At 51.9% G+C, this 18,658-nt stretch carries 17 protein-coding genes; 11 read left to right on the plus strand and 6 right to left on the minus strand.

Features of this window, described 5'->3' with window-relative positions:
• Positions 1-66 precede the first annotated feature (66 nt).
• Positions 67-1,734, minus strand: coding sequence for a DEAD/DEAH box helicase (locus NSU18_RS08425; RefSeq protein WP_341020489.1), 1,668 nt, complete (start codon positions 1,732-1,734; stop codon positions 67-69).
• A gap of 326 nt (positions 1,735-2,060) precedes the next feature.
• Here NSU18_RS08425 and NSU18_RS08430 point away from each other — a divergent pair, with 326 nt between their 5' ends.
• From NSU18_RS08430 to NSU18_RS08445, 4 genes are all read left to right on the plus strand, one after another.
• On the plus strand, positions 2,061-2,888 hold the full coding sequence (locus NSU18_RS08430; protein ID WP_341020488.1) for a YitT family protein: 828 nt from the start codon (positions 2,061-2,063) through the stop codon (positions 2,886-2,888).
• Between the two features lie 175 nt (positions 2,889-3,063).
• A complete protein-coding gene (locus tag NSU18_RS08435) occupies positions 3,064-3,252 on the plus strand; it encodes a hypothetical protein (RefSeq protein ID WP_171718441.1) in 189 nt (62 codons plus the stop codon).
• Between the two features lie 241 nt (positions 3,253-3,493).
• Positions 3,494-4,720, plus strand: coding sequence for a putative glycoside hydrolase (locus tag NSU18_RS08440; RefSeq protein WP_341148772.1), 1,227 nt, complete (start codon positions 3,494-3,496; stop codon positions 4,718-4,720).
• A 132-nt stretch (positions 4,721-4,852) separates the two neighbouring features.
• Complete coding sequence (locus NSU18_RS08445) at positions 4,853-6,208, plus strand: MATE family efflux transporter (RefSeq protein ID WP_341020483.1); 1,356 nt, start codon at positions 4,853-4,855, stop codon at positions 6,206-6,208.
• A gap of 93 nt (positions 6,209-6,301) precedes the next feature.
• Here the strand turns inward: NSU18_RS08445 and NSU18_RS08450 are convergent, their stop codons facing one another.
• The 4 genes from NSU18_RS08450 to NSU18_RS08465 form a co-directional block, all read right to left on the minus strand.
• The gene (locus NSU18_RS08450) at positions 6,302-6,562 is read right to left on the minus strand and encodes a metal-sensitive transcriptional regulator (RefSeq protein ID WP_209990974.1); all 261 of its coding nucleotides are present in this window, start codon (positions 6,560-6,562) and stop codon (positions 6,302-6,304) included.
• Positions 6,563-6,578: 16 nt separating this feature from the next.
• Positions 6,579-9,065 carry a CoA-disulfide reductase gene (locus NSU18_RS08455; RefSeq protein WP_341020482.1) on the minus strand — a complete coding sequence of 829 codons (2,487 nt, stop codon included), beginning with the start codon at positions 9,063-9,065 and terminating at the stop codon, positions 6,579-6,581.
• A gap of 150 nt (positions 9,066-9,215) precedes the next feature.
• Complete coding sequence (gene pfkA, locus NSU18_RS08460) at positions 9,216-10,187, minus strand: 6-phosphofructokinase (protein ID WP_341020481.1); 972 nt, start codon at positions 10,185-10,187, stop codon at positions 9,216-9,218.
• A 64-nt stretch (positions 10,188-10,251) separates the two neighbouring features.
• Positions 10,252-11,334 carry a tetraprenyl-beta-curcumene synthase family protein gene (locus NSU18_RS08465; protein ID WP_036702370.1) on the minus strand — a complete coding sequence of 361 codons (1,083 nt, stop codon included), beginning with the start codon at positions 11,332-11,334 and terminating at the stop codon, positions 10,252-10,254.
• A gap of 193 nt (positions 11,335-11,527) precedes the next feature.
• On the opposite strand from NSU18_RS08465, the gene NSU18_RS08470 reads away from it, so the two are divergent.
• Complete coding sequence (locus NSU18_RS08470) at positions 11,528-12,772, plus strand: MFS transporter (protein ID WP_341148773.1); 1,245 nt, start codon at positions 11,528-11,530, stop codon at positions 12,770-12,772.
• Positions 12,773-13,329: 557 nt separating this feature from the next.
• Here NSU18_RS08470 and NSU18_RS08475 read toward each other — a convergent pair.
• Positions 13,330-13,527: a cold shock domain-containing protein gene (locus tag NSU18_RS08475; RefSeq protein WP_036725228.1), complete on the minus strand. Its 198-nt coding sequence runs from the start codon at positions 13,525-13,527 to the stop codon at positions 13,330-13,332.
• A 172-nt stretch (positions 13,528-13,699) separates the two neighbouring features.
• Between NSU18_RS08475 and NSU18_RS08480 the strand changes: the two genes are divergently transcribed.
• The 6 genes from NSU18_RS08480 (at position 13,700) to NSU18_RS08505 (ending at position 18,380) form a co-directional block, all read left to right on the plus strand.
• Positions 13,700-13,933, plus strand: a complete 234-nt coding sequence (locus tag NSU18_RS08480; protein WP_036702226.1) for a hypothetical protein — start codon at positions 13,700-13,702, stop codon at positions 13,931-13,933.
• Between the two features lie 6 nt (positions 13,934-13,939).
• Positions 13,940-14,110, plus strand: coding sequence for a hypothetical protein (locus NSU18_RS08485; RefSeq protein ID WP_340754769.1), 171 nt, complete (start codon positions 13,940-13,942; stop codon positions 14,108-14,110).
• Positions 14,111-14,322: 212 nt separating this feature from the next.
• A complete protein-coding gene (gene pepF, locus NSU18_RS08490) occupies positions 14,323-16,113 on the plus strand; it encodes an oligoendopeptidase F (protein ID WP_341148774.1) in 1,791 nt (596 codons plus the stop codon).
• Between the two features lie 85 nt (positions 16,114-16,198).
• Entirely contained in the window at positions 16,199-16,522 is a 324-nt protein-coding gene (locus NSU18_RS08495; protein WP_341148775.1) for a LapA family protein, read from the plus strand.
• A 27-nt stretch (positions 16,523-16,549) separates the two neighbouring features.
• Positions 16,550-17,593, plus strand: coding sequence for a M42 family metallopeptidase (locus tag NSU18_RS08500; RefSeq protein ID WP_341148776.1), 1,044 nt, complete (start codon positions 16,550-16,552; stop codon positions 17,591-17,593).
• 67 nt (positions 17,594-17,660) lie between these two features.
• Positions 17,661-18,380, plus strand: coding sequence for a hypothetical protein (locus NSU18_RS08505; RefSeq protein WP_341148777.1), 720 nt, complete (start codon positions 17,661-17,663; stop codon positions 18,378-18,380).
• Positions 18,381-18,658 lie beyond the last annotated feature (278 nt).

Raw genomic sequence — 18,658 nt, forward strand, 5'->3', positions numbered from 1 at the left:
TGCAGTAAAAAAGAAGACGGGAACCGGTAACGGTTGCTCGTCTTCTTCAAGGTGTTCTGTTATGTCTTAAGCGTCATAATCCTGCTTGGCCGGGCGGGTGCTTGTGCTGCTCGGACGCGAGGATGGTCTTCCGTCTGTGTTACGGCTCGCTCCATCACGGTTGCCTTTGTAGCCGCCGCCGTAGCTGCTGCCGCTTCCGCTGTTGCCGCCATAGCCGCTGCTGTAGCCGCCACGGGTGCTTCCGCCGCTGCTGGAGTTATCACGATTTCCGCGATAGCCGCCGCCGCTTGCATTGTCACGGTTACCACGATAGCCGCCACCAGAACCAGAACCGGAACCGGAACGGTTGCCGCCATAGCCGCCGTTAGGCTTACGCCCGCTGCGGATATCGTTCTTGCCTCCGCGGCGCTTGGCACGGATCGGATCTTCAGGAGTCAATTCAATTTGCGCATCCTTATTATCGCCGGTTAGAAGCTTCATCGCTGCGGACAGCAGCTGTACAGAATCATATTGCTCCAGCAATTGAATGGCAATTCCTTTGTATTCATTCAGTTCACCTGTCTCAACCATAGCCAGCAAACGTTCAGCAGTAATGCGCTGTTTGCCTTCAATAGCCTCAGCCATTGTAGGAAGCGGTTTGCGGGTAATGCGGTGACGGGTAACACGTTCGATCAGGTGCAAATGGTCAATCTCACGCGGAGTTACGAAGGACCATGCCGTTCCTTCTTTGCCGGCGCGGCCAGTACGGCCGATACGGTGTACATAGCTCTCAGGGTCCTGCGGAAGGTCAAAGTTGATAACATGCGTTACGCCGGATACGTCCAGGCCGCGTGCAGCCACGTCTGTAGCTACCAGTACATCAATGCTGCCGTCGCGGAATTTGCGCATTACAGCGTCACGCTGGTTCTGCGACAAGTCACCATGCAGGCCGTCAGCGGAATATCCGCGCTTCTGCAAGCCTTCAGCAAGCTCGTCTACCCGGCGCTTCGTGCGGCCGAATACAATCGCCAGATCAGGCGATTCCATGTCAATCAAGCGGCTAAGCGCTTCGAACTTCTGGCGTTCAGGCACTTCAATGTAAGCCTGGTCGATAAGCGGTGCGCTAATCTGCTTAGGAATTACGGATACATGCTGCGGGTTCTTCAGGAACTGCTGGGCAAGGCGTTGGATGTTAGGAGGCATAGTAGCCGAGAAGAGCATGGTCTGACGTTCTTCAGGAACGAGCTTGAGGATAGTCTGGATATCCTCCATGAAGCCCATGTCGAGCATTTCATCGGCTTCATCCAGTACGATCGTCTGAACATCATCCAGGCGGATGGTCTTGCGGTTGATATGGTCCAGGAGGCGTCCCGGTGTACCAATAATAATCTGTGGTTTTCTCTTCAGTCCGCGGATCTGACGGCCGATATCCTGCCCGCCGTAGATAGCCAGTGAACGAAGTCCTTTGAAGCGGGTCAGCTTACCGATTTCTTCAGCAACCTGGATGGCAAGCTCACGCGTCGGCGTCATTACCAGTGCCAGGATCTTCTCTTCTTCTCTTGCGATCTTGGAGATGAGGGGAATTCCGAAGGCTGCGGTCTTACCTGTACCCGTCTGTGCCTGGCCGATCAGATCCGATCCGGTCAGTGCAAGCGGGATTGCCTGCTCCTGGATGGGTGTTGCTTCCTCAAATCCTAGCTCTGTGATTGCTTGAAGTACTTTTGGCTCCAAGCCGAATTCTGCGAATGTTTTCAAATTATTCATGCTCCTTCTATACAGTGGACATTCCACATGCTTGTCTGTATTCTTAAGTAGCGGTAAACACATTTATAGGCTGTCCAATCATGCCGTATTTCCTGCATGGTTTAGCGCGTATTGGGACAAAAAAATGTCCTATGATCAGGCCACTACTTACACCTGACAATTGCAGTTTCGCATTCTAAGCAATGCAAAAATACCATTGTAACGTCCTACTCAAGAATATCCTATACATTATATCACAAACCCAATCAGGAATACCAGTGTATTCCTTACTTTCATTACTTACATGACACTCACACTACACTCAGAGGTGAATTTGCTTGGTTAAACTAAGACTATTCGGGAGCTTTCTTGCCGTTCTCTTTGGGTCAGCGATGATCGCAAGCGGCTTTAATCTGTTCCTGATCCCCCACAGACTGCTCAGCGGAGGCGTATCCGGCCTTGCGATGCTGGCCGGTTATTTCACTCCTTTTAACATCAGCTTACTGTATTTACTCTTCAATATCCCGCTGCTTGCTGCCGGATGGTTCCAGCTGGGCCGGAGATTTATCATTCTGAGCATTGTCTCTGTAGGGGCAACAACCTGGTTGATGACAGTCGTGCCTGTCGTTCAGGTCTCTTCGGATATGCTGCTCGCCTCTGTGTTCGGAGGAGTGCTTGTAGGTGTCGGGGCTGGTGTATCCTTCCGCGTAGGAGGCTCCTCGGGCGGCTTCGATATTCTGGGCTCCATTATAACACGGTACCGGGACTTCCCGGTAGGCAATGTGCTGGTCGGTCTCAACGGCCTCGTCATTCTTGCTGCGGCCTATTTTGACGATAACTGGAATCTGGCACTTGCCTCCATGGTGTCTATATACGTCACCGGTAAGGTGGTCGACTTGATTCATATCAGCCACATCAAGGTTACCGTGTACATCATCACCAACCGGACTGACGAGCTGCTGCAGCAATTGCTGGGCCTTCAGCGCGGAGTTACAAAATTTAAGACGGAAGGTGCTTATTCTCATGTAGAACGGGACATGCTAATGACAGTGACCACACGGTATGAGCTTGCGGAGCTGAAACGCATTATCAAAACAAGCGACCCGCAGGCATTTGTAAATATTGTCGAGACTGTCGGTGTGATGGGCTCCTTCCGCAAACGTTAATTTATAAGAAAATGCTTATCCGTTCAAATTATGTTATATTATAGCTACGCAGGACCTTAACAATTTCATGAAGATTGTGATTTACCCTCTTTTTTCCAGGCACTTCGTTTTTCCGGGTGGACCCTGAATTCTGATTCAGTTCGATTCGAAAAAGGAAAGGGTGATTTTTGTGGAAATGGAAACGGTAAAACTGTCAGCAATCGTCATGAGGTGGTATCCGGATATGATACCGTTCCTGAAGCAGGACGAACTCAATTCTGTAATCGTACTGCGTGACGGTCTGAGTATTCTGGAACCGGCAGATGCCATGGATATCATCCATTACAGCATTTGCGAGCATCAGAATTCTGCGTATCTTCATTGAGCAAGCTGCCGTAAAGAGCAAGTTGTAATAGTTGCCGCCCTGGTCATTGGCCTTCGTGCCAGTCCGGGGCGGCATTTACTTTTATATTCAGCGGTTCAAAATCTGTACATCCCGTTTATAAACAACAAGAGCGGAAAGTAGACATCAAAAAATTACGGGTATTGTTACAAGTCTGTTCTTTTTGGGTGCATCCGTTACCTTATACTTTATAAGGAATGTACATAAAGGGAGCGAATAAGAAATGAATATCACCTGGGCTTTACTGATGATGGCGCTGGGAGGCGTGGGTGTCCCGAACCAGGGACATGAAGCCGATGTGGCAGCAGTACTGCAGGGCGCCATGAATCCCCCCATCGTCGCAGAACACACAACGAATCCGGAAGCAGCATCACCGAACGGAGGCGGCACTGCCTCTCCAGCACCTTCCCCAAGCGCATCGCCGGAGACAGCTCGTATTGCTGATCCGCAGCCGGATGCTCCCAAGGTTAAAGGGATATACGTGACTGCTTACAGCGCCGGAGGCGCACGCATGGAGACTCTGCTTGCCCTGCTGGACAAGACTGAGCTCAATTCCATGGTCATCGATATTAAGGATGATGCCGGATATATCACCTACAAGACAGACAATGCTGAGCTTCAGCAAATGGGGCATCCCCAGCCGTTCATAGGGGATATCAACAAGCTGATGACCCGCCTGAAGGAGCATAATGTCTACCCGATTGCGCGGATTGTAGTATTCAAGGATTCTGTGCTTGCCAAGAAGAACAAGGAATTATCTTTCGTTAACAAAGACGGCTCTGTCTGGGCCAACAAAGGCGGAGACAGCTTCGTCAATCCTTATAATGAAAATGTGTGGAAGTATAACGTAGATATTGCCAAGGAAGCCGTTAAGCTCGGGTTCAAGGAAATCCAGTTTGACTATGTACGCTTCCCTGAGGGCTTCGAGAAGCGTGCAGACACTCTGAAATACACGAAGAGCGACAGACCGCGTGTGGAAATTATCGCCGACTTCGTCAAATATGCCAAAGCTGAGCTAGCTCCGCTTGGAGTTCGGATTTCGGTAGATATCTTTGGCTATGCCGCCTCGGTACCTGCCGCAGAAGGCATCGGCCAGGATTTCGTGAAGATCTCCAAGAATGTCGATGTTATCAGCCCGATGGTCTATCCGAGTCATTATTCCACCGGCTGGTTCGATGTGAAGGACCCCGACAAAGACCCTTATGCTACCATTAAGGGTTCAATGGTCGATACGCACAAGAAGCTAAACCCGCTAGGCAGCTACAAACCGGTGATCCGCCCATGGATTCAGGATTTCACCGCCAGCTGGCTGGGCAGCGGGCATTATGTCAAATACGGCAAAAAGCAGGTTGAAGATCAGATCCGTGCCTTGAAGGATCAGAATATCGACGAATTCCTGCTCTGGAATGCCAACAACCGCTATACCGCCGATGTGAAGTACGACCAATAAGCTTTCTGCAATTATCCGGATGTATCTATAGCCGCACGATATCCATAGCCCGGCAGCTGCCGGGCTTTTTACTGGGAACATTTACACTGGAATATAAGTATCCAAAATAATGATAACGGGGCATTGATGATTATGAAACAGACTTCTTCCATTAAGCAAAAGGCCGGGCAATTCCTTCATATATTGCTTCCGATTCTGATTACTCAGATTGCATTGTCAGCCATTACCTTCTTCGACACCAATATGTCCGGCAAATTCGGCACGAATGATCTGGCCGGCGTAGCCATCGGCACAAGCCTGTGGATTCCGATCCAGACAGGCCTCAGCGGTATTCTTATGGGGATCACACCCATTGTATCTCATCTCCTTGGCAGCAAGCGGGACAAGGATGTGGCCAATCAGGTGATGCAGGGCATTTGGCTCTCCCTGATCGTATCGGCGCTCGTGCTGATTCTTGGCAGCCTCGCTCTCACACCGATCCTGAATTTCATGAATCTGGAGCCTGCCGTACGCGATATTGCCTTCCGCTTCCTCGGTGCCATCTCCTTCGGCGTTATCCCGCTGTTCGGCTATACCGTTGTCCGCAGCTGTATTGATGCCCTGGGCCAGACCCGCGTCTCCATGTTCATCACCCTGATTGCCCTGCCGGTCAATGTAGGACTTAACTATCTGCTGATCTTCGGCAACTTCGGCTTCCCCCGCCTTGGCGGCGTAGGCGCAGGCGTTGCCTCTGCGATCACGTATTGGGTCATCTTCCTGATTGCCCTAATCTTCGTCTACCGGGCCGAACCTTTCCAGAGCCTGCAGATTTTCCGTAAATTTCACGCGGTGTCTCTGGTAAGTCTCAAGGAGCTGCTGAAGATTGGTGTGCCTATCGGCTTTTCGATCTTTTTCGAGACGGCGGTGTTCTCGGCTGTAACCCTGCTGATGAGCCGCTTCGATACGATTACAATCGCTGCCCATCAGGCCGCCATTAACTTCGCCTCCACCCTCTACATGATTCCGCTGAGCATCTGCATGAGTCTGACGATTCTCGTCGGCTTCGAGAGCGGCTCCGGCCGGCTGAAGGACGCACGCCAGTATGGCATTATGGGCATTGGTACGGCGGCTGTCCTCTCCCTGCTCACAGCGCTGGTGCTGCTCTTCGCCGGGAATCATGTCGCCGGGCTGTATTCGGATGACCATGAGGTGATCTCGCTGATCCAGCATTTCCTGATCTACGCGATCTTCTTCCAGATCTCCGATGCTATCGCAACCCCGACCCAAGGTGTGCTGCGGGGATATAAGGATGTTAATCCTGCGTTCGTCATCTGCTTCATTGCCTATTGGGTGATCGGCCTGCCTGTCGGATACCTGCTCGCCACTTATACTTCGCTTGGGGCCTACGGCTACTGGATCGGACTCATCACCGGCCTTGGCATCGGCGCAATTCTGCTGCTGGCCCGTCTCGTCAGGGTGCAGCGCAGATTCGCTCCGGAGAAGGCTTGAATTAACGCCACAAAGTTCAGCTGTAGCTTCGATGTAGAACCAAAAACAGCCACAGACATCCGGGAGACCCCCTTCGTCTGTGGCTGTTGTGCTTCACCGGCTTTTTACCAGCAGATCCACCGCTTCCTTAATCACTTGCTCAGGGGAATTCCCCTTCGCCAGCTCTTCCTGGATACAATGCTCCAGATTATCTCCGATTACTGCACCGATAGAGCGGTCTACCGCTGTCCGGATCGCAGTCAGCTGAGTCACAATCTCACGGCAGTCCTTGCCTTCCTCCAGCATCCCTAACACGCCTCTTACCTGACCTTCAATACGTTTCAAGCGGTTGGTAATAGCTTTATCATATTCCACTGTCAATCAGCCCCCTCTAGATGAATAGGTTCACGCCGGAGTCCTCGGCAGCTCCAAGATAGCTGGCAACACCGCCGAAGTCCACACCCTCAATTAATTCCTCCTGCTTGATGCCCATGATATCCATACTCATTGTGCAGGCCATCAGCTTGACCCCCGCATGCAGTGCCCCCTGCATCAGATTTTCCAGAGACTCCACATTCTTGCGGCGCATCGTATAACGGATCATTTTGGCGCCAAGCCCGCCCATGTTCATTCTGGATAAGGGAAGCTTCCGCGTTCCCTTCGGCATCATCAGACCAAACATCCGGTCGAGTGCATGTTTCTTCACCTGTGGAGACTGCCCCCGGCGCAGAACATTAAGCCCCCAGAAGGTAAAGAACATGGTTACCTGCTTGCCCATCGCTGCGGCGCCTGTTGCAATAATGAAGGAAGCGATGGTTTTGTCCAGATCACCGCTGAATACAATCATCGTGGTTCCTTCAGAGACTGCTGCCTGTCCCGCCGCTACCCCGGTTCTGTCTTCCGGGTCTTGTCCTTTGCGTACCAGTGCGTGAACTTTGCCTCCGGATACATCCACAGCTTCCAGCGTATTCCCCGTCTTGCTGCACCACTGCCTGATGTCAGCGGCAAACCCGAAATCCGTTGCAGTGATCTCTACCCGCTGGCCTTCCTCCATAGAACCTATAGTCTCATATACTTTGAGTATAGGGCCGGGGCACTGTAATCCGCAAGCATCCAGTAAGAGCTGAGGCTTACTGCTAAGCTGTTCTTTGATATGGACTATCCCGGCGGGAGACGGGTCCTCTTTTCTCAAAACTGGTGCTCCTGTCTTCCCGGAATCTCCAGTGTTAGCCCCCCTTGCCATTGCTGCGTATGTCTTGTAGCCTCCGTCAACGTTTCGTACTGCATATCCGTATTGGGTTAACATCCGGGCAGCAATGTAGCCGCGCAGCCCTACCTGACAGGATACGGCGATCTTCTGATCCTGCGGAATCTCTGAAAGACGGTCTCTCAGCTCAGCCAGAGGAATATTGATGGACTCGGGGATATAACCGGCTAACCGCTCTGCTTCGTCTCTGACATCAATGATAAGACCGGAAGTGTGGGTGAATTCGTCCACCTCATGCCATTGCAGATTGCGGACGAGTCCTTCCATCACATTAGAGGCAACATAGCCTGCCATATTGACCGGATCTTTGGCCGAGGAATACGGCGGCGCATACGCCAGCTCCAGATCTGCCAGCTCATCAGCCTTAAGCTTGCTGCGGATAGCGGTGGCAATGACATCTATTCTTTTGTCGACACCGGCACTTCCGGCTGCTTGCGCTCCATAAATCTCACCTGTCTGCGGGTTGAACAGCAGCTTGAGCGCTATTGGCACAGCACCGGGGTAGTAACCGGCGTGGGAATTCGGATGGATATGCACAGCTTCAAAGGGAACGCCCAGTGAACTAAGCGTCTTCTCATTATTTCCGGTCAGCGCAGCTGTCATATCGAAGAGCTTGATAATCGCCGTACCTAATGCTCCTGTATACGAGGCTTGCCGCCCATTGATATGATCAGCGGCCAGACGCCCCTGACGGTTGGCCCCCCAGGCAAGGGATACCATGGTATCGAACCCCTGAACACGGTCCTTCACTTCAATGACATCACCAACAGCATAGATGGACGGATCACTCGTCTGCAGTGAAGCATTCACCTTAACCGCCCCCCGGATGCCCAGCTCAAGTCCGCAGCTTCGCGCCAGGTCATTCTCAGGACTGACCCCGATCGCCAGAATAACCATATCCGTGCTAAGCTCCCCGCCGGAGGAGAGACGAACCAGACGGCCTTGTTGTTCAAAAGCTTCTACGCCCTCATTCAGCCGCAGCTCTACCCCATGCAGACGCATATGCTCCTCCAGCGGACGAACCATCTCCAGGTCAAGCGGGTTAAGAATCTGTTCCCCCCGGTCAATTACAGTTACGGCAAGACCCCGTTCCCGGAGATTCTCAGCCATTTCAAGGCCGATAAAACCGGCTCCAATTACAGTGGCATGCCGGGGGTGACGGCTGTCCACATATGCCTTGATACGGTCCGTATCCGGAATATTCCTCAGTGTAAACAGGTTATCCGCCTCAGCGATTCCGGGAAACGCCGGAACGATAGGCTTCGCGCCCGGAGAGAGCACTACAATGTCATATGGAATGTGCAGTGTCTCGCCTGTTGTAACATTGCGGCAATGTACCTCCTTGCGTTCACGGTCAATCGCCGTTGCCTCGGTGAAGATTCTCACATCGATATTAAAGCGCGCCTGTATACCAGCCGGTGTCTGCAGGAACAGCTTATCTCTTGAATCAATCGTCTCTCCAATATAATAAGGCAAGCCGCAGTTGGCAAAAGAAACATGCTCTCCCCGCTCTATAATTATAATGTTGTCTTCTTCGTTCAATCTTCTTAAGCGCGCTGCTGCGGATGCCCCTCCGGCAACTCCGCCGATAATGACTATAGTTCTGCTCATATTATTTCCCTCCTGTTTGTATACCCCTATGGGTATTATAATATACGGGTGGGGGTATATAGTCAAGCCAAAAAACGGAGCAGTCTCTTCCGGAAATGGAAGGATGACTGCTCCGCTAAGGATTGGAGATTGGATGAATTCTTGTAGTTGTTACTGGGATAGACGGGAAGCCAATTCATACAGCTCGATATTGAAATCTTTCTTCGTGTTCACTACCTTGTCGATATCGGTAAGAACCAGTTCCCCTTTAATAATCCCGCACGCCTTGTCCGATTCGCCTTCGATCAGCTTGCGGACCGCGAAATCGGCCAGACGGCTGGCAAGGTTACGGTCTCCCGGTGTTGGAGTACCCCCGCGCTGAATGTGACCCAGTACAGTTACACGGGCATCCAGGGAAGCATGGCGGTCTTTGAGAGCCTGAGCAACATCCTCACCTTTGCCTACGCCTTCCGCTACAATGACGATACTGTGACGTTTGCCGCGTGCGAAATTATCCTTCATCCGGTCAGCTACCTCATTCAGATCATAAGGCATTTCCGGCACCAGAATGGTCTCCGCCCCGGAAGCCAGACCCGCATGCAGAGCGATATCTCCGCAGTGACGGCCCATAACCTCTACGATGGAGGAACGTTCATGGGAAGACATGGTGTCGCGCAATTTATTGATCGCATCCACTACTACGCCTACGGCAGTATCAAACCCAATCGTATAGTCTGTATAAGAAATATCATTATCAATAGTGCCCGGAAGAGCCATCGTCTTGATTCCCAGCTTGCTGAGCTTGTTGGCGCCATGATAAGAGCCGTCTCCGCCGATAACAACCAGACCGTCGATGCCAAGCTCATTCAGAATGTCAGCACCCTTCTGCTGGCCTTCCGGCTTCATGAACTCCAGACAGCGTGCAGACTGCAGAACGGTACCTCCGCGCTGGATAATATCTCCGACACTACGCAAATCCATCGGGAAAATGTCACGGTTCAAGAGGCCCTGATATCCGCGCTGAATGCCGAATACCTCAATTCCGAAGTAGATCGCGCTGCGGACAACCGCACGCACTGCGGCGTTCATCCCCTGGGAGTCTCCTCCGCTGGTTAATACTGCGATTTTTTTTACGTTTGACATACTGTTAGTTCCTCCTTAAATTTGTGCCGGTTTCTCCCCCTTACCCGGAGAAGATCCAGCAGCATCAATACATGTGTTTGCGAATCCAGCGGCTGTTGACGAAGAAGAAGAGTCTGGTCAGCGGACTATTCTTCATCAGCCTCCGGGACACCGAGCGGACCTCCCGCTGCTCACTCACCTTGGGATCGGATAAATAGAGTGCCAGCAGTCCTTCGATGATCATTCGGTGCATGGAGTTCTCGGGAAGACTCCGGACATCCTTGCGGGCCCACTCCACAATGGAAGCGATCCGGTTCAGCATCATATCCGTATTCTCATAATAATTGCAGAAATTGAGATCACCGCCGGCCCGGTCTTCATCCTGGTCAATCAGATAATCCAGCATGATATGCAGACCGCACACATGCGGAAAATAAGCAGCACGAATGGATGATGATGCCACTGTACTTAGCTTAGGATCACAGGACGCCAGAAAAAGCATAAATACGCCCAAAGTTGAACCGGTTGCGGCCGCAAACTCATTCCACTGGAGATGAGGCGCCCGGTGCCCCTCCTTCTCCCACCATTCCTTGAGGGCCGCTTCCCGGAGCTCCGGGTGAATGTGCTTATAGACCTGAAGATCGGTATACAATACGGCCAGATTATAGACCTCTTCAGCAGCAGCACCGTATCCGGGCAGCCGGGAGGTCATCTCCTGGCATTTGCGGACCAGTCTGTGCAGGTATCCGCCGTCATTCTGTTCCGTGCGCAGCGCGTAATAGTTCACAGGCTCTGCGCCGGGGGTAACAGCATCCAGCATAGACTTATGCAGCAGCCGGAAATCAGCCGGGTCAAGCGAAGTACTGCGGTCACACAGGTTGTCCAAATAATCACTGATCGTCTGATAAGCAACAATTAGCGGAATCAGTATATGTCTCATCGACAAATTGCCGGCGGCATAGATTCCGCCGCCTTCGCAATGAAACTGCTTCGTTTCAATGCTGGCAAGCGCTTGCTTGCGGAGCTCAGGATCGGGAATTCCTTCTGCATCCTTGCGCCAGAAATCGAGACATGATCGCACTTCCGGCAGCACGTACTTATAGACCCTCTTCATGAGTCCAATAGGACCGCGCGGACTACGGTTACGGCCTTGCTCAAATTCATTCAATGACAGTGCCTCCACATTGTTGTCTCCTTATCCAAATCATGATTATTATAATATGCAGAGCGGATTTGTACAAACAACAAAATCACTTTCGCAAACTCTTGAAAGATTCAGAAAATCGATATTTTACGAACCCCCCGGCTTCTCCGCTTTATGCTATACTATACTTTTCTATATTCCGAAGGAGTGCACAATCATGAATGCGAGGCGGAGCGGCGGCCAATATAGTGATCAAAACTGGCTGCGATCCTTTATGTTTACGCTGTACGGCACCAGTGTGCTGGTTGTTTCTTATTTCCCGTTATTTTATGCCCACCTGGGCTTCAGCAGTCCGCAAATGGGTCTGCTCTACTCAGTAGGCCCGTTAATCTCAATTCTCTCTAATCTGTTCTGGAGTATGATGAGCGACCGGCTGGGTACCGTCCGTAAGATTATGGCCCTCCTGCTTGGAGGCCAGCTGGTAACCGCCATTATTCTGGCCAGAGCCACCGATTTTTCTAGTGTAATGCTTATTTTGTCCTTTTTCTATTTCTTCTATTACCCTGTCTTTCCGCTGGCAGATACGATGGCTATCAAAATTGCCCAGCGCCACGGGCGGAATTTCATCGCCATCCGTGTATTCGGCTCACTCGGGTACTCCTTCTTCGCCCTTACAATAGGCTATGTACTTAGAACGCTCGGACCTCAGTATAGCGTAGCGATTTGCATTGTGATTGTCGTAACCGCTCTGCTGATTACGATTGGGCTGAAGGATGTGAAGCGAACCGAAGCGGCACCGCTCTCTGTAGACAAGGAAACTGCGGACAAACCGCTGAAGGGCTCCGGACTCCGGGAGATTCTGCTGCAAAAGGAAGTGCTGTGGTTCTTCGGCTCGGTCTTCCTGCTCGCCATCGGCTACAGGATGAACGAGGCCTTCCTGACCATCAGCCTCAAGGGCATGAATGCAGGAGATGAGATCGTGGGCTGGGCGCAGCTGGCCTCTGCGCTCAGTGAGATCCCTATCTTCTTCCTGCTCAGCAGATATGGCGACAAGTTCAAGGAGCTGCCGCTGCTCGCTTGTGCCAGCCTGATGTTCACGCTGCGCTTTCTGTTCATGTCGCTGGCCCAGGAGCCGGGCACAGTGGTTGCCATTCAAGCCATGCACAGTATTTCGTTCGGCATTTATTATGTAACCGCCGTCCGCTATATCACACGAATCATCCCTGATCATCTGCGGGCCACCGGAATGGCCCTCTTCACCGTCGTATGGTCCAGCGGCGCAGGTCTGCTCAGCGGCACCTTCGGCGGGCTGATCTACCAGGATGCCGGGCGGGTTGTATTTTATCTGGTCGCTACCGCCTTCTCGGTTCTGGCCTTCGCCGGTTTCCTGTCCAAGCATCTGTTGGACCTTGGGGGCGGCACAGTCCGTCCGCTAAGGAATAAGAGTAAGCCCCCGCTCTGAGTTCGCGCGGCTTGAATGTATGCTGTTTTCCACATACATTCAGGCCGCGCGCCTGCTTGCGAGCACAATGTATGTTGTTTTCCATATACATTCAGGCCGCGTGCCTGCTTGCGAGCATAATGTATGTTGTTTTCCACATACATTCAGGCTGCGTGCCTGCTTGCGAGCACAATGTATGTTGTTTTTCGCATACATTCGGGCCGCGTGCCTGCTTACGAGCACAATGTATACTGTTTTTCACATAGCATTCAGGCCGCGTGCCTGCTTACGAGCACAATGTATACTATTTTTCACATAGCATTCAGGCCGCGTGCCTGCTTACGAGCACAATGTATACTGTTTTCCACATACATTTGGTCCATATTCCGCTGTACCTGCCAATTGTATTCGGTTTTAAGCATGCCTCAGCAAAAGGAAGCTATAGTTTCCTCATATAATAAAAAAACACAGCCCCCGAAGGAACTGTGCTGCTCAAGCTGCCTGATGCTACTTATGCCAGTGCGTGCTAGATCAAATATATATATTGCGGCTGACAGAAGCTCTGCCTTGGCCGTATTTTATAATTTAACTACGTTCGCTGCCTGTGGACCACGGTTACCGTCAGTAACATCGAATTCTACCGCTTGGCCTTCGTCCAAAGTCTTGAATCCGTCGCCTTGAATTGCTGAGAAGTGAACGAATACATCTTCGCCGCCTTCAACCTGAAGAAAACCATAACCTTTTTCTGCGTTAAACCATTTTACTGTACCTTTCAAATGAACAACCTCCTAAAAATAGCGCCATATATGGCGTATGCTTACATTATACTCTTTCTATACTTGTAAAGCAATCCATCTTTTCCCTGATTTCATGATTTAATTTGCTTTTCCCTTCTCTGGTGCGTTATCATTGACCCAAAAGCCAAAAATCGCCAGGGTGGTAATGATAATGATCAAAAAACATGAAATATACAAAACAGACAAGTGGAACATGATGACGGTGGAGGTTCAGGGACGCTATATTATCCTTCGTGAAATCTCCGACCAATGGGGTGAAGAAACGCATACCTTCATGAGCCGTCCGGCTATGATGCAGTGGGTGAACAACCGCTTCAATAAAGAATCCTACAAGGATAATGAAGAAGAGTACAAGAATATCATTGCCGCCTTCAAACAGGTGTAGTCCGGCATGGATAACGAGAGTCTTGTCATCTATGTAGTAGTCGTCCTGTGTCTGGGTGCCGTACTGATTATGAGCAAGGACAAAATGCCCCCGCGCATGAAGCGCGGGATGGCATTGACCGCAGTCATTATGATTGCGCTGGCTTTTGTCTTCATTATTTATAGCCTGCTCACATAACTTCATCTGTAAGCACACTTATGATTTAATAAACATGAATTGGCAGGGCATACTAAGCAGACTTTGAGAATCAGGAGGCTGCCCTCATGTCCGTTACCGCCAAATCACTCCCGCTCCTGCTTGCGTTCAGCCTACTGCAAGGAACTCTGTCCTCAGCGCACCCGCAGGCGGAGAGCAGCCCAGCCGCATCCCATCTACCGAGGAGGATTTCTATGGAACAATTACCTAAGAGAAGTGAAGTGCCCGCCGAGAACCGCTGGAAGCTTGAAGATATGTTTGCTTCAGAGGAGCAGTGGGATGCCGAATACAAGGAAGTGAAGGCGCTGATCACAAGCGCTGCCTCCTTCCAGGGGAAGCTGGATTCTCCCGATGCCCTGAAGAAATGCTTCGAGCTGGACGATAAGCTGTCCCTGCTGACTGAACGCCTCTATGTCTATGCGCATATGCGCCAGGATGAGGATACAGCAGCTCCGAAGTACCAGGCTCTCTCCTCCAAGGCCAAGAAGCTTGGCGTTGAAGCGGGCGAAGCCCTTTCTTTTGTCACACCAGAGATTCTGGCCTTGCCTGACGCGACGCTGGACCAGTTCATCGCCGACCCTTCGCTCTCCGGCTACACCTTCACATTGACTGAAATGAAGCGTGAGAAGGCCCATGTCCTGTCCAAAGCGGAAGAAGCCCTGCTGGCTCAGGTCAGCACGATCGCTCAGGCCCCGCAGACTGTATTCAGCATGCTGAACAATGCGGATCTGAAGTTTCCGAAGATTAAGAACGAAGAAGGCAAGGAAGTCGAGCTGACGCACGGAAGCTATATTCAGTTCCTCGAAAGCCCGGATCGTGACGTCCGCAAGAATGCCTTCAAAGCGGTCTACGAAACCTACGGCAAGCAAAAGAACACCATTGCTGCTACGCTGAGCGCTAATGTGAATAAGAATGTCTTTTACTCCCGTGTGCGCAAATACCCTTCCGTGCTTGAAATGTCGCTCTACGGTGACAATATTCCGAAGGAAGTCTACACGAATCTGATCGATACGATTCATGAGAGTCTGCCGCTGATGCACCGTTATATGAAGCTGCGCCAGAAGCTGCTCGGGGTCGATGAGCTACATATGTATGACTTGTTCGCTCCGCTTGTGGACGAATATAAGCTGGATATTACTTTTGACGAGGCCAAGAAGATTACCAAGGAAGGCCTGAAGCCGCTTGGCGAGGACTACCTGAGTGTTCTGCAGGAAGGCTATGACAAAGGCTGGATTGATGTCTACGAGAACGAGAACAAACGCTCCGGCGCGTACAGCTGGGGGGCTTACGGCACACATCCTTTCGTGCTGCTGAACCATAACGATAATCTGAACAGCATGTTCACACTGGCGCATGAGATGGGTCACGCCCTGCATTCCTACTATTCGGACACCGCGCTGAAATACCGGGACGCGCAGTACACTATTTTCCTGGCGGAGGTTGCTTCTACCACCAATGAGGCGCTGTTAATGGATTATATGCTGAAGAAATCCACAGACCCGAAGGAAAAAATGTATCTGCTTACCTACTATGCCGACCAGTTCCGTACGACGATCTTCCGGCAGACGATGTTCGCTGAATTCGAGAAAATCATTCATCAGCGCGCCGAAGAAGGCGAATCGCTCACACCGCAGGATCTCTCTTCCATCTACTACGATCTGAATGTCAAATATTACGGCAAGGATATGGTGGTCGATCAGGATATTGAGATGGAGTGGGCACGGATTCCCCATTTCTATAACAGCTTCTATGTCTATAAATATGCTACCGGCTTCTCGGCGGCGACGAGCTTTGCCAAACAGATTCTGGAGGAAGGCAAACCGGCGGTTGACCGTTACCTCGGCTTCCTCAAGAGCGGCGGCAGCGATTATTCCATCAACATCCTGAGCAAGGCCGGAGTGGATATGTCGTCTCCTGAGCCGATCCGTGAAGCCATGAGCGTATTTGAGAGCGTCATTGAGCAGATGGAGCAGTTGACCAAGTAAGACAGAACGCTTAGTATAACAGTAATCCCTTGCCCTTTGCGGGCAGGGGATTTGTATTGTCACACCGAACCGAGGAGGAAGAAATATGAAATTTCAATGGTCATTAATATTAGGTTTGTTCTTTGCCCTGATAACCGCCGTATTCGCAGTCATGAATGTAGATCCGGTTCCGGTGAATTTCGGCTTTGACGTTGTGAGCATCCCGCTGATTCTCGTCATTCTTGGCTGTGCGCTGATTGGCGGTGTGGTGGTGGGTTCGTATGGGATTTTCCGCCAGTATAAGCTGCAGAAGCAGATCAAGAGCCTGAATGCCGAGCTTGCCAAGCTGCGTGACGCGGGAAGTATCAACATGGAGCCTAGCTCTGCTGAGAGCGCCCCTCTTACTCCAGAAGGATCATCCCAGCTGTAATTCATAGACGAATAGGAGGAACTATCCTTGCTTAACATCCAGCCCAATGAAGAATATATCCTGAATCTGCTCAAAAAACTGCTCGACACTCCAAGCCCCAGCGGCTTCACCGCCCAGGTGATGGCACTCGTGGCCGAAGAAGCGGCAGCGCTGGGTATTCCGCTTACCTGGAATGAAAAAGGCGGCGCGATGCTCACCGTACCCGGACTCGACCCTTCGCGCACAATCGGCATCAGCGCCCACGTGGATACGCTCGGTGCCATGGTCCGCTCAATTAAGTCTAACGGTACCCTCCGCTTAACCTCTGTAGGCGGATTCAGCATGAGCAGCATTGAGAATGAATATTGCATCATCCATACCCGCAGCGGCTTAACTTATACCGGTACGATCCTGACCAGTCATCCCTCTGTGCATGTGTATGCCGATGCCCGTGAATTCAAGCGTGCGGAAGAGAATATGGAGATCCGGATTGATGAGCTCGTCTCCACCAAGGATGATGTGCTGAAGCTGGGGATTTCAGTCGGTGACTTCATTTCGTTCGATGCTAGGGCGGTGCTTACCCCCAGCGGATATATCAAATCCCGCCATCTGGACGACAAAGCCAGCGTAGCCGCCTTATTCGGGCTGCTGGAGAGCATCCGGCGCGAAGGCTGGAAGCCGCTGCACAACCTGTCCCTGCTCATCTCCAACTATGAAGAGGTTGGTCACGGTGCTGCCTGGATTCCGGGTGAGATCAATGAGATGATCGCTGTGGACATGGGCGCGATGGGCGATGACCTCAGCTGCAAGGAGACGGATGTCTCCATCTGCGCCAAGGACTCCTCCGGCCCGTATGACTATGCCATGACCAGCCGCATGATCGAGCTGGCGAACGGTCTGGCTATTCCCTTCGCGGTTGATATCTATCCGCAATACGGCTCTGATGCTTCTGCTGCACTGCGCGGCGGAAATAACATCCGGGCCGCTCTGATCGGACCCGGCGTACACGCCTCCCATTCCATGGAGCGTACCCACAAGCAGGCTGTGCTGAATACGGCTAAGCTGCTGGCGGCTTATGTTGGGGCGAACTGATAGGACGGCGCAGTTAAGGATACTAGCTATAGGAGCGCTGCTGACGGTAAGCGCGCTCCTCTTTGCTGTGTTCCCGCATACAGGTACAAGTCAGCGGGAGGTCTTCTCCGGCCTCCCGCATAACTATACCTATCGGGAAGCCGAAGGTCCGGGCGGGGTTCAGCTGCATATGCTATCGCTGAACCCGGAGGATGTGGTGCTGCGGCGCGCCGGCTTGCCGCTGCGTCAAATTGCCGCCTATGGGATCAATGGCGGCTTCTTTTACGGCGATGACCTGTTGTCCATCGCTATCATGAACGACCAGCCCGTGAACGATGAAGCCCGCAGCTACGGATCTGGCTGGTTCAACGCGAAATATGCGCGTGGAACGCTGGTCTGGGACGGTGCTGCGGGAGCGCTCAGCGTACAGGTCGCAGCCTCTGGCCACGACCTGGCGGTGAGCGACCGCAGCAATTACTGGGCGCAGGGCGGGGTCAGCATGAACCTGCAGCAGGAAGAGCTGTGGGAGGCGGCTGCGACCGCAGAGCATTTGCCTTTTGAGGGTGAGCTGCGCCTGCGCTCCGGGCTGGTCTATGACCAGTCCGGGAAGCTCTGGCTGCTCGTCACGAATTCGCTCTGCACGGCGGCGGAATTCCGCGCTGCCGTGCAGGAGACCGTCCCGGGCGAGGGACGGGAAGGGATCTTCCTCGACGGAGACGGCTCATCGCAGATGAATGCAGACGAGGCGGTACTGACCGGCGATTCACGGCCGGTCATGCAGATGATAGCGGTGGCGGGCGGCAAATAGCCATGGCGGGTCACGCTCTACAGCAGTAGCCGCTGGAGTGAATCGCTGAAGTTGGACGGGGACAGTCACTCACCTATTCTCATAACAGCGAGATACAGAGTACCAAAAAGGCAGCACCAGCTCGTTTAGATAGCTGGTGCTGCCTTTTTAGTTGATCATGGTGATAAAAATGAGACAAATATTACTTGACCAGACCGAAATGTTGCAATTATTGCAACCCTGCCGTCCAAACACTTGCACATTAGAGTAAATTCCTGCATGAAATACAACAATTATCC

The organism is Paenibacillus sp. FSL H8-0048, from assembly GCF_038002825.1.
Classification (GTDB): Bacteria; Bacillota; Bacilli; order Paenibacillales; family Paenibacillaceae; genus Paenibacillus_AQ.

What these genes read in the sequence shown, in the direction of transcription:
- NSU18_RS08485 (WP_340754769.1), top strand. Translation starts at nt 13,940, where the DNA reads ATGGATAACGAGAGTCTTGTCATCTATGTAGTAGTCGTCCTGTGTCTG.
- NSU18_RS08480 (WP_036702226.1), top strand. Translation starts at nt 13,700, where the DNA reads ATGATCAAAAAACATGAAATATACAAAACAGACAAGTGGAACATGATG.
- NSU18_RS08470 (WP_341148773.1), top strand. Translation starts at nt 11,528, where the DNA reads ATGAATGCGAGGCGGAGCGGCGGCCAATATAGTGATCAAAACTGGCTG.
- pfkA (WP_341020481.1), bottom strand. Translation starts at nt 10,187, where the DNA reads ATGTCAAACGTAAAAAAAATCGCAGTATTAACCAGCGGAGGAGACTCC.
- NSU18_RS08495 (WP_341148775.1), top strand. Translation starts at nt 16,199, where the DNA reads ATGAAATTTCAATGGTCATTAATATTAGGTTTGTTCTTTGCCCTGATA.
- NSU18_RS08435 (WP_171718441.1), top strand. Translation starts at nt 3,064, where the DNA reads ATGGAAACGGTAAAACTGTCAGCAATCGTCATGAGGTGGTATCCGGAT.
- NSU18_RS08445 (WP_341020483.1), top strand. Translation starts at nt 4,853, where the DNA reads ATGAAACAGACTTCTTCCATTAAGCAAAAGGCCGGGCAATTCCTTCAT.
- NSU18_RS08440 (WP_341148772.1), top strand. Translation starts at nt 3,494, where the DNA reads ATGAATATCACCTGGGCTTTACTGATGATGGCGCTGGGAGGCGTGGGT.
- pepF (WP_341148774.1), top strand. Translation starts at nt 14,323, where the DNA reads ATGGAACAATTACCTAAGAGAAGTGAAGTGCCCGCCGAGAACCGCTGG.
- NSU18_RS08455 (WP_341020482.1), bottom strand. Translation starts at nt 9,065, where the DNA reads ATGAGCAGAACTATAGTCATTATCGGCGGAGTTGCCGGAGGGGCATCC.